Source organism: Streptomyces zaomyceticus, from assembly GCF_014656215.1.
GTDB lineage: Bacteria > Actinomycetota > Actinomycetes > Streptomycetales > Streptomycetaceae > Streptomyces > Streptomyces zaomyceticus.
In genome coordinates, this window is sequence record NZ_BNBZ01000042.1 from 1 (window position 1) to 13,429 (window position 13,429).

The following is a 13,429-nucleotide window of genomic DNA, read 5'->3' on the forward strand; positions in this document are numbered from 1 at the left end:
GAAAAGCTACGTTGCATTCACAGAACTGACAACGAGCACATTGCATGCGATCGCCATCACCGCAGGTCAAGGCAGAGAAATCGTTGCAGTGACCCTGCTACTTAACGCAACAACCCACCCCCGTTCGTTGCAATGAAATGAGAGCGAACGCTATGCGGCGGGGTCCTGGCGCCTGGTCAGCCGGAAGAGTCTGATCTCCCGCTCCACCCGCGCCTGGTACGTGGCGTACGGCGGCCAGAACTCGAGCGCCGCCCGCCAGGCCTCCGCCCGTTCCTCCCCCGCGAGCAGCTCGGCCCGTACGGGCACGTCCTCGCCCTTCCAGTTCACCTCGACATCGGGATGGGCGAGCAGGTTCGCCGTCCACGCCGGGTGACCGGGGCGGCCGAAGTTCGAGCCGATGAGCAGCCAGCGCCCGTCCGGCTCCGGCATGCAGGCCAGCGGGGTCACCCGGGGGAGCCCACTCCTCGCCCCCCGGGCGGTGAGGACGACCCCGGGCAGCATCTGCGCGCTGAGCAGCACCTTCCCCTTGGTCAACCGGTGCACCGCCTTGTCCATCGCGGGCACGACACGGGGGCCGATCCGGGCGAAGGTCCTGGTCGAGGACATCTTCTGCATGAGTCTGCGTCCGACGGGCACCTACGCCGCCACCTCTCCGAAGAGTCCGGTCCGTTCCGCCGCCCGTGCGCGCAGCCGCCGCACGGGCCCGAAGAGCAGTTCGTCGGAGGCGGCCCGCTTGAAGAAGAGGTGCGCCTCGTGTTCCCAGGTGAATCCGATGCCGCCGTGGAGCTGGATGCACTCGCCGGCCGTGGCGTGGAGCGCCTCCAGCGCGTGGGCGAGGGCGAGCGGCCCGCTCTCCGGTCCGGGGCCGGGTTCCCTGGCCGCGCAGTAGGTGAGGGAGTGGGCCGCCTCGACCTGGACGAAGAGGTCGGCGAGGCGGTGTTTGACCGCCTGGAAGGAGCCGACGGGCCGGCCGAACTGCTCGCGGGAGCCGACGTGTTCGATGATCCGGTCGAGGGCGGCGCGGGCCGCGCCGACGGCCTCGGCCGCCAGCATGACGGCGGCGTCCCGGCCGGTGGCGGCGAGTTGGCCGAGGACGTCGGCCGGTTCCTCGCCGAGGAGTTCGGCCTCGGTGTCCCTGAACTGGAGGAGGGCCTGGGTCCGGGTGGGGTCCAGGGTGGCCTGCCGGGCGCGGACCAGTCCCCCGGCCTCCGAGGGCCCTGTCCGCACGAGGAAGAGCAGCGTGCGACTGCGGGCGAAGCCGCCGGCGTGGGCGGCGACGAGCAGCAGTCCGGCGCTGTGCCCGTCGACGACCTGGGCGGCCTCGCCGTAGAGCCGCCAGCCTCCGTCGACGGCGTGCGCCTGGACACCGCCGGCACGGCCTCCTCCGGACCAGTCCCCGGCGGTGTTGTCACCGGTGAGGCCGAGGGCGAGCGCGAGGGAGCCGCCGGGGACGGCGAGGGCGCAGGTGAGGCCTCCGTCGGCGAGGGGCGGGAGGAGGGCGGCGCGCTGCTCGGGGGTGCCGAGGGCGAGGAGGAGCGGGGCGGCGAGGACGCTCGTGGCGAAGAGCGGGGAGGGGGCGAGGGCGCGGCCGGTCTCCTCGCAGGCGAGGGCGAGTTCGGCGGGGCCGCAGCCGACTCCTCCGTACTCCTCGGGAAGGGCGAGCCCGGCGAGGCCGAGGGTGCCGGACATCCGGTCCCAGAGGTCGGGGTCGTACCCCTGGGGGGTGGCGGTGGCGGCCCGGTTCTCCTGCGGCCCGGCCCGTTCTGCGAGCAGGTCGCGCAGGGTGCGGCGGATCTCCTGCTGCTCCTCGGTGAGCGGGGCGGCGAGCGAGGCGTTTCCGGCGGCGGCGAGCGCTGCGCTGTCGGCGTCCATGGGGCTCCCTCCGTTTCTGACGGTGCGTCATGCTAGGCCCGCGCCGGGCCGGTTGCCAGAGTCGCGCCGGTCCCGATCGAATGAATCTGATGTACCGTCAGATTTATGCCGACCATCGCGCCCACCACCGCACGCAGCCCCCGCCGCGTCGCCGTCGCCGGCGTCGCCCTCGCCGACTGCGGCCGGGTCGACGAGGCCACTCCCTACGCCCTGCACGCCCAGGCCGCCCGGCGCGCCCTCGCGGACAGCGGCCTCGACCGCTCGCTGATCGACGGGCTCGCCTCGGCGGGGCTCGGCACGCTCGCCCCGGTCGAGGTCGCCGAGTATCTGGGCCTCCGGCCCCGCTGGGTGGACTCGACCGCCGTGGGCGGCGCCACCTGGGAGGTCATGGCGGCGCACGCCGCCGACGCGATCGCCGCCGGTCACGCGAACGCCGTCCTCCTCGTGTACGGCTCCACCGCGCGCGCCGACATCCGCGCCCGGCGCCGCACCGCGAACCTCTCCTTCGGATCGCGGGGCCCCCTCCAGTTCGAGGTCCCCTACGGGCACACCCTGATCGCCAAGTACGCGATGGCGGCCCGCCGCCATATGCACGAGTACGGGACGACCCTGGAGCAGCTCGCCGAGGTGGCCGTCCGGACGCGGGCGAACGCGGTGCTCAACCCCGAGGCGATGTTCCGCGAGCCGATCACCGTCGACGAGGTCCTGGGCGGGCCGATGATCGCGGACCCCTTCACCAAACTGCACTGCTGTCTGCGCAGCGACGGCGGCTGCGCGGTGCTTCTCGTCGCCGAGGAGTACGTCCAGGACTGCCGTACCGCCCCGGTCTGGGTGCTGGGCACGGGCGAGCACGTCTCCCACACCACGATGTCGGAGTGGGAGGACTTCACGGTCTCCCCGGCGGCGGTCAGCGGGCGGCTCGCCTTCGAGCGGGCGGGGGTGACCCCGGCGGACATCGATCTCGCCGAGGTCTACGACGCCTTCACCTACATGACCCTGGTGACGCTGGAGGACCTGGGCTTCTGCGCGAAGGGCGAGGGAGGGCCGTTCGTCCAGGAGAAGGACCGGCTGGCGGTGAACACGGACGGCGGCGGGCTCTCCGCCTGCCATCCGGGGATGCGGGGGCTCTTCCTGCTCGTCGAGGCGGTGCGGCAGTTGCGCGGGGAGGCGCCGGGACTCCAGGTGCGGCGGCCGGACGGGAGCCTGCCCGAGCTGGCGGTGGCATCGGGGACCGGGGGCTGGTTCTGCTCCTCGGGGACGGTGGTGCTGGGGCGCGGCTGAGCCGCGGGGGCCCCCGAGACGCGGTCGGCCGAGCCGCCGGCCCCTCCTAAGGAATCTATACAAGCGTCATAGACAAGCGTGTAGGACATCCGTATAGTCATGGCTGCGGGCAGGGGAACGGCCCGCGGCCACCGACAAGGAGTCCTGCCGTGAACAGCAGCGCGAACACCGCCACGAACAGCACCGTGAGCAGCCCCGCGGGCAGCCCCGCGAAGACGGTCCTCATCTCCGGCGCCTCGATCGCCGGCCCCGCCCTCGCCCTCTGGCTCCACCGCTACGGCTTCACCCCCACCGTCGTCGAACGCGCCCCCGAACTGCGCACCGGCGGCTACAAGGTGGACATCCGCGGCACCGCGATCGAGGTCTGCCGCCGGATGGGGGTCCTGGACGAGATCCGCGCCCACTCCACGGACATGCGCGGCGGTTCGTACGTCGACGACGCCGGCCGCACGATCGGCGAACTGTCCGCCGACGTCTTCGGCGGCCGCGTCGAGGAGGACGACGAGATCATGCGCGGCGAACTCGCCCGCATCCTCCACGAGCGGACCCGCGACGACGTCGAGTACCTCTTCGACGACTCGATCGCCGCCCTCGACGAGGACGCGGACGGTGTCACGGTCACCTTCGAGAGCGGCACCGTCCGCCGCTTCGACCTGGTCGTCGGCGCCGACGGACTGCACTCGAACACCCGGCGTCTCGTCTTCGGCGAGGAGAGCCGCTTCAAGCGCCACCTCGGCGCGTACGTCTCCATCTTCACCGCCCCCAACCACCTGGGCCTCGACCGCTGGGAGACGTACCACGCGCTCCCCGGCAAGCTGGTCTGCGTCTACAGCTCGGCCGGCGAGACCGACGCCAAGAACCTCTTCATCTTCTCCTCACCCGAGGAGCTCCCCGCCCACCACCGGGACGTCACCGCGCAGAAGCGCCACCTCGCCGAGCGCTTCACCGGCGACCGCTGGGAGATCCCCCGCCTCCTCGGACACGCCGCCGACGCCGACGACTTCTACTTCGACTCCATCTCCCTCGTCGAGATGGACCGCTGGTCGAAGGGGCGCGTGGTCCTGCTCGGAGACGCCGCCCACTGCTCCTCCCCCGCCTCCGGCCAGGGCACCGGCCTCGCCCTCACCGGCGCGTACGTACTGGCGGGCGAACTGGCCCGGGCCGGCGGCGACCACACCGTCGCCTTCGACCGCTACGAGGCGCACATGCGGCCCGGCGTGGAGCGCAACCAGCGGATGGCGGAGGGCTTCGTCAAGGAGATGACGGTGGAATCCAAGTGGAAGATCAAGCTGCGCATGCTCATGGTGCGGACCCTGCCGAGGACCCCGTGGAAGAACCTCATCGCGAAGAAGATCCGCGACGAGATCCAGGCGGCGGCGAACGCGGTCCCGCTCGTGGACTACCGGATGCCGGCCACCCGCGGCACCTCCACCGCACCGCGCCCTACCGTGGCCCCATGACGGACTTCCACCACGCCCTGCGCTCCCTGAAGGTCTGGGACACCGAACTGCCCGGCTTCGACCCGGCGGCCGCCCCGCCCGAGCCGCTCGCGCTCTTCCACGACTGGTTCACTGCGGCCGTCGCCGCCGGCCAGACCGAGCCGCACACCCTCTCCCTGGCCACCGTGGACGAGGAGGGCAGGCCCGACGTCCGGACGGTGATGCTGCACGACGCCGACGCACGCGGCTGGCACTTCGCCTCGCACGCCACCAGCGCCAAGGGCCGCCAGCTCGCCGCCCGCCCCGAGGCCGCGCTCGGCTTCTACTGGCCGGTGCAGGGCCGCCAGGTCCGGATCCGCGGCCATGTCGCCGTCGGCACGCCGGAGGAGGCGTACGAGGACCTCCACGCCCGCTCCACGGGCGCCCTGGCCGCGGCCCTGGTGGGCCGGCAGAGCGAACTCCTCGACTCCCCGGAGACCCTCGCGGAGGCGAGCGCGGCGGCCTGGCTCCGGGCCCGGGAGGAACCGGACGCGCAGGCCCCGACCTGGACCCTGTACGTCGTCGAACCGGCCGAGGTCGAGTTCTTCCAGGGCGACGAACAACGCCGCCACCTCCGCCTGCGCTACCGCCGCACCGCCGACGGCTGGACCCGCGAACTCCTCTGGCCCTGAGGGCCGGGGGCAAGCCGGAGTGCGGCTCCCCTGTTGCCGCGGGTGGATGGGCGTGGTCGTCCGTGCTCATCTGTCAGCCACTGCCCGGTACAACCTTTCACGACGTCAGAAGGTCGAACGGGTGTACAGCACCCGATGGCTTGGAGGACCTCGTGGCACGAGTACGTACGGCCGTGGTCGCGGCGGCATTGGTCGCGGCCCTGGCGCCGCTGACGTTCGGGGGTGCGACGGCCGTCGCCGCGCCCGTGACGACGACGGTCGCCGGGACGGCGGCGGAGGCGGGGTCGGTCGGGACGGTCGTCCAGCAAGGCGGTCGGCTGACCGTGCCGGCGGGTGAGGAAGGGGCGGTGACGTTGCGGTTCACCGCCACGCTGCCGGCGGGGACGCAGGGGCCCGTGAGTGCCGTGCTCCGCCTGCCCACCACACTGGTCGCGAGTGCGGGCGCTCCGCCGGTGAGCAAGGACGTGATCCGTTCGACCTGCGCGGTCAACGGCGCGGCGTACAAGGCGTGTCTGTGGGACATGCCCTACGTGCGCGCCGGCGAGGAAAAGGATCCGCCGTCCCTCGCCCTTCCGACCGTGACGGCCGCGGACACCCTCGCCTACGCCGTCACCATGGACGCGGACCGGACCGCGTTGGTCCTGGGCCACCCGGACGCCCGGGTCGAGCTGAAGGACAGCACGGGCACGGTGGTGGCCGAGGGGACGGTCGGCCTCGACTTCGTCCCCGGGACGCCCCCTCCGAGCCGGCGCGGCGCGCTGCACGGCCGGGACAAGTACGGCGTGCTGTGGCGGTACGAGGGCACCGGCGACGTCACCCGGCCGTTCGCGCCGCGCAAACGCGTCGGCGGCGGCTGGAACGCCTACACCGCCGTCACCACGCTGGACAGTCCCACCGCCGGGGGGACCGGCAGCCTCGTGGCCCGCGACCGGGCCGGGGTGCTCTGGTACTACGAGGGCACCGGCGACCCCGCCGCCCCGTTCGCGCCGCGCGAGCGCGTCGGCGGCGGCTGGAACGCCTACACCGCCCTCGTCGGCTCCGGCGACGGCGGTCTGGTCGCCCGTGACAGGGACGGCGTGTTGTGGGCCTACGAGAGGAACTACAACGGCTACAGCTGGCCGTTCGCGCCGCGCAAGCTCGTCGGCGGCGGCTGGAACACGTACAACGCGCTCGTCAAGTCGGGCGGGTACGACGGGATTCTGGGCCGTGACAAGGACGGCGTGCTGTGGAAGTACGACCGCCAGGGCTGCGCCCCCTGTGCGCCCTTCGAGCCGAGGCAGCGCGTCGGCGGCGGCTGGAACGTCTACACCGCCCTCGCCGGTACGGCGGAACTCGGGCGGGACGACAATCCCGACCTGGTCGCCCGCGACGCCGCCGGCAAGCTCTGGCTCTACCAGGGCGTGCGCTTCCCCAAGCCCGGCTCGTACGGGGGCACCATCGTTCCCGGCCCCACCCGCAGCCTCGTCGGCGGCGGCTGGAACGTCTACGACCTGATGTTCTGAGCGGTTCCGCGTACGGCAGCTGTGCCGGCCCGGTTCGGAGAGCTTGGGGAAAGAGTTGGGCCGTCTCTTCCGGATCCTGCCTGGCCGGCAAGATCCGGAAGAGACGACCTAGTCGACCGCCCCGGAGTCGTACATCTCGTCGATCTCCCGGGCGAAGTCCCGCAGCACCGCGCGGCGCTTGAGCTTCAGGGACGGGGTCAGATGGCCGGAGTTCTCCGAGAACTCGGCGGTCAGGACCCGGAAGGCGCGGATCGACTCCGCCCGCGAGACCAGCCGGTTGGCCTCGTCCACCGCGCGCTGGATCGCGCCGAGCAGCTCCTCGTCCCGGCTCAGCTCCCAGAGCGCCAGATGGTCCTTCTGCCGCATCCGCCGCCAGTGCGTCAGGCCCTCGTGGTCCAGGGTGATCAGGGCCGTGATGTACGGCCGGTTGTCGCCGAGGACCACACACTGGGCGACCAGCGGATGCGCCCGCAGCCAGTCCTCCAGGGGCGCCGGAGCGACGTTCTTCCCCGCCGTGGTGATGACGATGTCCTTCTTGCGGCCCGTGATGCGCAGATAGCCCTCGGCGTCCAGGGAGCCGAGGTCGCCGGTGGGGAACCAGCCGTCGTCGGTGTACGGCACGGCCGCCCCGCGCCGGGCGTCCCAGTACCCGGCGAAGACATGACCGCCCCTGAGCCAGACCTCGCCGTCGTCGGCGATCCGGACGGCGGTGCCGGGCAGCGGCCAGCCCACGGTGCCGGTGCGCGGCCGCTGCGGCGGGGTGACCGTCGAGGCGGCCGTGGTCTCCGTCAGGCCGTACCCCTCGAAGACCTCGACGCCCGCGCCCGTGAAGAACTCGACGAGCCGCGCGCCGAGCGGGGAGCCGCCGGAGATCACGTACTTCACCCGGCCCCCGAGCGCGGCCCGGATGCGCCGGTAGACGAGCGGGTCGTAGAGCGCCCGCGCGGCACGCAGCGAGAGCGAGGGCGCGGCCTCCTGCCCGTACTTGCGGGCGACCCGGGCGGCCCGATCGAAGGAGGCGGCCTTGCCGCCGCGTTCGGCGGTGGCCCGGGCGCTGTTGAAGACCTTCTCCAGGACGTACGGGATGGCGAGCAGGAACGTGGGCCGGAACCCGGCGAGATCGTCGAGCAGTTCCCGGCCCTCGACCGAGGGCGCGTGCCCGACCCGGACCCGGGCCCGTACACAGCCGATGGCGACCATCCGCCCGAAGACGTGGGAGAGCGGCAGGAAGAGCAGGGTGGCGGCGGGTTCCTTGCTCTCGGAGACGAAGACGGGGTGGAGGAGCCGGACGGCGTTGTCGACCTCGGCGAAGAAGTTGGCGTGGGTGAGGGCGCAGCCCTTGGGCCGGCCGGTGGTGCCGGAGGTGTAGATGAGGGTGGCGAGGGTCTCCGGGGTCAGCAGCCCCCGGCGGGCGGTGACGGCCTCGTCGGCGACCCTGGCACCCGCGGCGCGGAGCTGGTCGACGGCGCCGGTGTCGAGGACCCAGAGGTGGGCGAGACCGGGCAGCTGCCGCCGTTCGGCGGAGACGAGCCTGGCCTGGGCGGGGTCCTCGACGACGCAGGCGGCGGCGCCGGAGTCCTGGAGGATCCAGCGGGTCTGGAACGCGGAGGACGTGGGGTAGACCGGGACGGTGACGAGCCCGGCGGCCCAGGCGGCGAAGTCGAGCAGGGTCCACTCGTAGGTGGTCCTGGCCATGAGGGCGAGCCGGTCGCCGGGCCGCAGCCCCTGCGCGATGAGCCCCTTGGCGACGGAGTGGACCTCGGCGGCGAAGGCGGAGGCCGTGACGTCGTACCACTCCCCCTGCGGTCCCTTGCGGGAGAAGAGGACGGCTCCGGGGTCCTGGCGGGCGTTGTCGTACGGCAGGTCGGCGAGGGAGCCCCGGCGGACCACGGGCACGAGGGCGGGGACGGAGACCTCCCGCACCACCCCGTCCACCAGCGTCCTGGACGGCTCGACCGGTTCGCTCCCGGACAGTGCGGTGACGACGGACACGTGCGGCTCCTCGGTCTTCGCGATGAACTGAGGTCGTGCGTCGGTGAACCGGTCCGGTGCGGCCTCGAACTGCGCCGACGCGTCCGCGTACCGGTCCGTGCGGAGGTGAACTACGGCCGCATGACGGCACGTTGAACCCCCACAGGGCGTGACTAGCCGGTAACCTTACTGCGCGGTAAGCATCAACGGGGAGACCAGCGCTCGCTTTTCATGAGGTTCCCGAGCCCCGACCACGCGAAGTTCATCAGCGTCGCGGCCGCCTCCTTCGCCGTCACCCCCGGCGTCTCGTTGGCCCAGCCCGCCAGCGACTCGGCGGACCCCACGAGCGCCTGCGCGAGCGCGGCCACGTCCCGCTCCGTGATGGCGACACCCCCGCGCGCCTCCCGCGACGCCTCGCCGATCAGTCCGGCGACGAACGCCGTGATCTCGTCCCGCATCCGGGCCGCCTCCCCGGCGAACGGCTCCCCGTGCGTCCGCGCCTGCCGGTTGAGGACCGTCCAGGAGTCGGGATGCTCGGCGGCGTACGTGAAGAAGGCCAGCAGCCCCGCCCACAGACGCTCGTCGGGCGGCGCGCCCGGATCGACGACCGCCTCGGCCACCACCGCGAGAAGCGCCTGCGCCTCCCGCCGGATCACCGCGGTGAAGAGCTCCTCCTTGGAGTTCAGATACAGATACACCAGCGGCTTGGAGACCCCCGCGAGCTCCGCGATCTCGTCCATGGAGGCCGCCTGGTACCCGTGCCGCGCGAAGCTCCGCACGGCCGCGTCGAGCATCTGCCGCTCCCGCACGGCCCGCGGCAACCGCCGCGCCTTCACAGCCCCCACCCCGGCCAACCTTCCCTCCCGCACCCGCACGGGAACACCCCCGAGGAATCCCCCGCGAGCTCCCCGAGTAGTCCCCCGCCACCCTACAAAGCTCCCGACCCGGCCTCCCCGGGCCCGGCGGGCCCCGACGCACGTGTGCCCCGGACCCAAGAGGTCCGGGGCACACGGTCGTACGGGCAGAGCGAGGGGTCAGGCCGCGACCGCGACCTTCTCCTGGGCCTCGCGGCCGTCGGCCAGGTCGTCGATCGGGGACGACGAGGCGTTCTCGTACGCGGTGAGGTCGAGGATCTTCTCGCGGGCGGAGACGATCACCGGGACCAGCGCCTGGCCCGCCACGTTCGTGGCCGTCCTCATCATGTCGAGGATCGGGTCGATCGCCATGAGCAGGCCGACGCCCTCCAGGGGCAGGCCCAGGGTGGAGAGGGTGAGGGTCAGCATGACCGTCGCGCCGGTGAGGCCGGCGGTGGCCGCCGAGCCGATGACCGAGACGAAGGCGATGAGCAGGTAGTCACCGATGCCGAGCTGCACGTCGAAGATCTGCGCGATGAAGATCGCGGCGAGCGCCGGGTAGATCGCGGCGCAGCCGTCCATCTTGGTGGTGGCGCCGAACGGGACGGCGAAGGAGGCGTACTCCTTCGGGACGCCGAGGCGCTCGGTGACCTTCTGGGTGACCGGCATGGTGCCGACGGAGGAGCGGGAGACGAAGGCCAGCTGGATGGCCGGCCAGGCGCCCTTGTAGAACTGGACCGGGTTGACCTTGGCGACCGTCGCGAGCAGCAGCGGGTAGACGCCGAACATGACCAGGGCGCAGCCGATGTAGACGTCGGCGGTGAAGGTCGCGTACTTGCCGATGAGGTCCCAGCCGTAGTCGGCGATGGCGAAGCCGATGAGGCCGACGGTGCCGAGCGGGGCGAGGCGGATGACCCACCACAGGGCCTTCTGGAGGAGCTCCAGGATCGACTCGGAGAGGGTGAGGATCGGCTTGGCCCTGTCGCCGAGCTTGAGGGCGGCGACTCCGGCGACGGCGGCCATGAAGACGATCTGGAGGACGTTCAGCTCGGTGAAGGGCGTGATGACGTCCGTCGGGATGATGCCGGTCAGGAAGTCGATCCAGGAGCCCTCGCGCTTCGGCAGCTTGCCGTCCTGCGGGGTGAGGCCGGTGCCGGCGCCCGGGTTGGTGATCAGGCCGATGGCGAGGCCGATGGCCACCGCGACCAGGGAGGTGATCATGAACCAGAGCAGGGTGCGGGTGGCGAGCCTGGCGGCGTTGTTCACCTTCCGCAGGTTGGTGATCGAGACCAGGATCGCGAAGAAGACGAGCGGGGCGACGGCCAGCTTCAGCAGCTGGACGAAGATGTCGCCGACCTGACCGAGGGTCTCCTTCAGCCAGGAGACGTCCTGGCTGCGGGCGATCCAGCCGAGCAGGGCGCCGAGGACGAGACCGGCGATGATCTGGGCCCAGAAGGGAATCTTCGGTATGCGCGAGGAAGCGGGGGACTTCTGCTCGGGCGTGGTCGCGGACGCGGACACAGACACACTCCACAGGTGCGTATCGGGCAATACGGGACGGGGGTGCGGCACACACGCGTTGTCACGCGGGCCGCTGCATGATGCCGGGTCAGAGCTCGCGGCAACAGACCGCGGACATACAGCGGCAGAGGTCGACGTGCAGGCGCGCCACGAGCGGGGTGCTCGCGGCATGAGAGGGGCGCACTGCTGTCGTCATGTCGAACACGTTAACACTTGAACTTTGAGAACCTCAAAGGCCTTCTTTGAGGTGTACGGAGGCCCTTCCGCCTCCGAAACGCAGAACGCCCCGGCCAGGAGCCTTGGAAGCTCCCGCCCGGGGCGGATGATCTGTGATGAAGCTTACGCAGCCTTTACGGCTAGAGCATGTCCTCCTGGGACCGGTTCGCGGCCAGGCGCCCCTTGGCGCGGTCGACCTTCGCCACGACCTCGGCGCTCGCCTCGTCGCGCACCTTGCGCAGCAGGACGAAGCTCAGCGGGGCGGAGACGACGATGGAGAGGACGAGGACCCAGAGCAGGTTCGAGTCCCCGAGGCCGCGCGGCAGCACTTCGAGGTAGACGAGGCCCCACAGGGCGAGGAAGCATCCGGCGAAGATGCCGAGACGCATCAGCGTGTAGCGGAGCATGTCAGCCCACTCTTCCGATCCGACGTTTCCGAATAGTCCCCAAGATCCCCTACGGGACCGGAGCCCCTCCAGTGAAGCACGGGAGGCCGGGCACCCCGGGCCCGGGCCTCTTGAGCCCCCTGTACGTAATGGATAAGGTGCCCACATGACCCTTACTTTCGAGGTGGACCCGGTGGTCGACTCCGCCCTGCGCGACGGCGTCCTCTCCCTCTGGGCCGATGTCACCAACGCCGGCGGCTCGGTCGGCTTCGTACCCCCCGTCACCCCCGACGAGATCCGCCCCGCGCTGCTCAAGCACCTCGTCGCGATGACCGAGGGACGCACCCGCCTGCTCGTCGGCCGCGACGAGGACGGCGGGATCGCCGCCACCGCGTTCTTCACCTTCAACACCCACCCCCTGATGACGCACTGGGTGTGGCTCTACACGGTCATGGTCGACCCCGGGCGCCAGGGAGGCGGTTACGGCCGCGACCTCATGGCGGCGGTCGAGCACACCGCCCGTACCGCCGAGGGCTTCGAGGCGATCGAGGCGATCCGGCTGACCTGCCGGGGCGGCACCGGCGTCGACGGCTTCTACGCCAAGTGCGGCTACAAGGAGGTCGGCCGCGTCCCCGGTGCGATCCGGGTCGCCCCCGGCGACGACCGCGACGACATCATCATGCTGCTGCCCCTGACCTGACCGGAACGGGCACAGGATGTCGGGTTCGCGACCGCCCGGCCTTCCTACGGTGAGGACAAGGAAAAGGGAAGGACGGACCACGTGCTGGAGCGGCTCAACGAGGCACTCGGCCACATCGAGGAGCACCTCGTCACCGAGCTCCGCGGCGACCTCGACCCGGCCGAGCTGGCCCGGATCGCCGCGACCTCGGAGTACCACTTCCGGCGGGTCTTCTCGGCGCTCGCGGGGATGCCCCTGTCGGAGTACGTACGCCGGCGGCGGCTCACCGTCGCGGGCGCCGAGGTGCTCGCCGGGGAGCGGACGCTCCTGGAGATCGCGGTCCGGTACGGCTACGGCTCCGGGGAGGCCTTCGCCCGCGCGTTCCGCGCGGTGCACGGGGTCGGCCCCGGGGAGGCCCGCCGCACCGGAGCCGCGCTGCGCTCACAGCCGCGGATGTCCTTCCGCCTCGTCGTCGAAGGGAACAGCAGCATGAAGTACCGCACCGTGGCCAAGGACGCCTTCCGGATCGTCGGCAGCAGGGCCAGGGTCCCGCTCGTGTACGAGGGCGAGAACCCGGCGATCGCCGCCCAGATCCGAGGCCTCGGCCAGGAGACCCTGGACCGGCTCGCGGGCCTGTCGGCCGGGGCGCCCGCCGGGCTCGTCTCGGCCGTCGTCCACCTCACCTGCAGTCGCGACGAGGGCGCCGAGCTCGACCACTGGTACGGCGTGACCGGCGCGCCGGACGCCGCCCCGGAGGGCTTCGAGACCCTCGACCTCCCGGCCGGGACCTGGGCGGTCTTCGAGAACGAGGGCCCCTACCCGCAGGCGCTCCAGCACCTGTGGCGGGACGTCTTCACCCAGTGGTTCCCGTCCAACCCGTACGAGAGCCGCCCCGGCCCGGAGATCCTCTCGGTCCGGCCCTCGGCGGACTGGACGACGGCCGCGGCGGAGCTGTGGATCCCGGTGGAGCACACGGAGGCATGAGAGAAGGGCCGGTGGGAGTCCCCACCGGCCCTTCGCCTCGAACCTCGAACCAC

General features: G+C 71.9%; 12 protein-coding genes. 6 read left to right on the forward strand and 6 right to left on the reverse strand.

All coding sequences use genetic code 11. The features are described 5' to 3' along the window. Positions 1-150: 150 nt before the first annotated feature. Both IE311_RS33230 and IE311_RS33235 read right to left on the reverse strand, forming a co-directional pair. Positions 151-636, reverse strand: a complete 486-nt coding sequence (locus IE311_RS33230) for a nitroreductase family deazaflavin-dependent oxidoreductase (protein ID WP_229902327.1) — start codon at positions 634-636, stop codon at positions 151-153. Further along, complete coding sequence (locus tag IE311_RS33235; protein ID WP_189835600.1) at positions 637-1,872, reverse strand: acyl-CoA dehydrogenase family protein; 1,236 nt, start codon at positions 1,870-1,872, stop codon at positions 637-639. A 105-nt stretch (positions 1,873-1,977) separates the two neighbouring features. Between IE311_RS33235 and IE311_RS33240 the strand changes: the two genes are divergently transcribed. The 4 genes from IE311_RS33240 to IE311_RS33255 all read left to right on the forward strand — a co-directional run bounded on the left by IE311_RS33240 (position 1,978) and on the right by IE311_RS33255 (position 6,765). Continuing rightward, positions 1,978-3,153: a thiolase C-terminal domain-containing protein gene (locus IE311_RS33240; protein WP_189835601.1), complete on the forward strand. Its 1,176-nt coding sequence runs from the start codon at positions 1,978-1,980 to the stop codon at positions 3,151-3,153. Positions 3,154-3,302: 149 nt separating this feature from the next. After that, the gene (locus tag IE311_RS33245) at positions 3,303-4,613 is read left to right on the forward strand and encodes an FAD-dependent monooxygenase (protein ID WP_229902328.1); all 1,311 of its coding nucleotides are present in this window, start codon (positions 3,303-3,305) and stop codon (positions 4,611-4,613) included. After that, a complete protein-coding gene (locus IE311_RS33250; RefSeq protein ID WP_189835602.1) occupies positions 4,610-5,263 on the forward strand; it encodes a pyridoxine/pyridoxamine 5'-phosphate oxidase in 654 nt (217 codons plus the stop codon). The genes IE311_RS33245 and IE311_RS33250 overlap by 4 nt, the downstream gene beginning before the upstream one ends. 152 nt (positions 5,264-5,415) lie before the next feature. Next, positions 5,416-6,765, forward strand: coding sequence for a tachylectin-related carbohydrate-binding protein (locus IE311_RS33255; RefSeq protein WP_189835603.1), 1,350 nt, complete (start codon positions 5,416-5,418; stop codon positions 6,763-6,765). Positions 6,766-6,873: 108 nt separating this feature from the next. Here IE311_RS33255 and IE311_RS33260 read toward each other — a convergent pair whose 3' ends face one another. The 4 genes from IE311_RS33260 to IE311_RS33275 form a co-directional block, all read right to left on the reverse strand. Further along, positions 6,874-8,757, reverse strand: a complete 1,884-nt coding sequence (locus IE311_RS33260) for an AMP-dependent synthetase/ligase (RefSeq protein ID WP_189835604.1) — start codon at positions 8,755-8,757, stop codon at positions 6,874-6,876. A gap of 182 nt (positions 8,758-8,939) precedes the next feature. After that, positions 8,940-9,581 carry a TetR/AcrR family transcriptional regulator gene (locus tag IE311_RS33265; protein ID WP_229902329.1) on the reverse strand — a complete coding sequence of 214 codons (642 nt, stop codon included), beginning with the start codon at positions 9,579-9,581 and terminating at the stop codon, positions 8,940-8,942. Between the two features lie 189 nt (positions 9,582-9,770). Beyond that, a complete protein-coding gene (locus IE311_RS33270) occupies positions 9,771-11,111 on the reverse strand; it encodes a dicarboxylate/amino acid:cation symporter (RefSeq protein ID WP_189835605.1) in 1,341 nt (446 codons plus the stop codon). 356 nt (positions 11,112-11,467) lie between these two features. Beyond that, complete coding sequence (locus tag IE311_RS33275; RefSeq protein WP_189835606.1) at positions 11,468-11,734, reverse strand: DUF4229 domain-containing protein; 267 nt, start codon at positions 11,732-11,734, stop codon at positions 11,468-11,470. Positions 11,735-11,879: 145 nt separating this feature from the next. Here IE311_RS33275 and IE311_RS33280 point away from each other — a divergent pair, with 145 nt between their 5' ends. Both IE311_RS33280 and IE311_RS33285 read left to right on the forward strand, forming a co-directional pair. Continuing rightward, entirely contained in the window at positions 11,880-12,413 is a 534-nt protein-coding gene (locus tag IE311_RS33280; protein WP_189835607.1) for a GNAT family N-acetyltransferase, read from the forward strand. A gap of 81 nt (positions 12,414-12,494) precedes the next feature. Continuing rightward, positions 12,495-13,376 (forward strand): AraC family transcriptional regulator, encoded by an 882-nt coding sequence (locus IE311_RS33285; protein WP_189835608.1) that lies wholly within the window; start codon positions 12,495-12,497, stop codon positions 13,374-13,376. The last annotated feature ends 53 nt before the right edge of the window (positions 13,377-13,429 follow it).

Excerpts from the sequence above, each read along its gene's own strand:
- IE311_RS33240 (WP_189835601.1), top strand. The coding sequence starts at position 1,978 with ATGCCGACCATCGCGCCCACCACCGCACGCAGCCCCCGCCGCGTCGCC.
- IE311_RS33275 (WP_189835606.1), bottom strand. The coding sequence starts at position 11,734 with ATGCTCCGCTACACGCTGATGCGTCTCGGCATCTTCGCCGGATGCTTC.
- IE311_RS33280 (WP_189835607.1), top strand. The coding sequence starts at position 11,880 with ATGACCCTTACTTTCGAGGTGGACCCGGTGGTCGACTCCGCCCTGCGC.
- IE311_RS33250 (WP_189835602.1), top strand. The coding sequence starts at position 4,610 with ATGACGGACTTCCACCACGCCCTGCGCTCCCTGAAGGTCTGGGACACC.
- IE311_RS33235 (WP_189835600.1), bottom strand. The coding sequence starts at position 1,872 with ATGGACGCCGACAGCGCAGCGCTCGCCGCCGCCGGAAACGCCTCGCTC.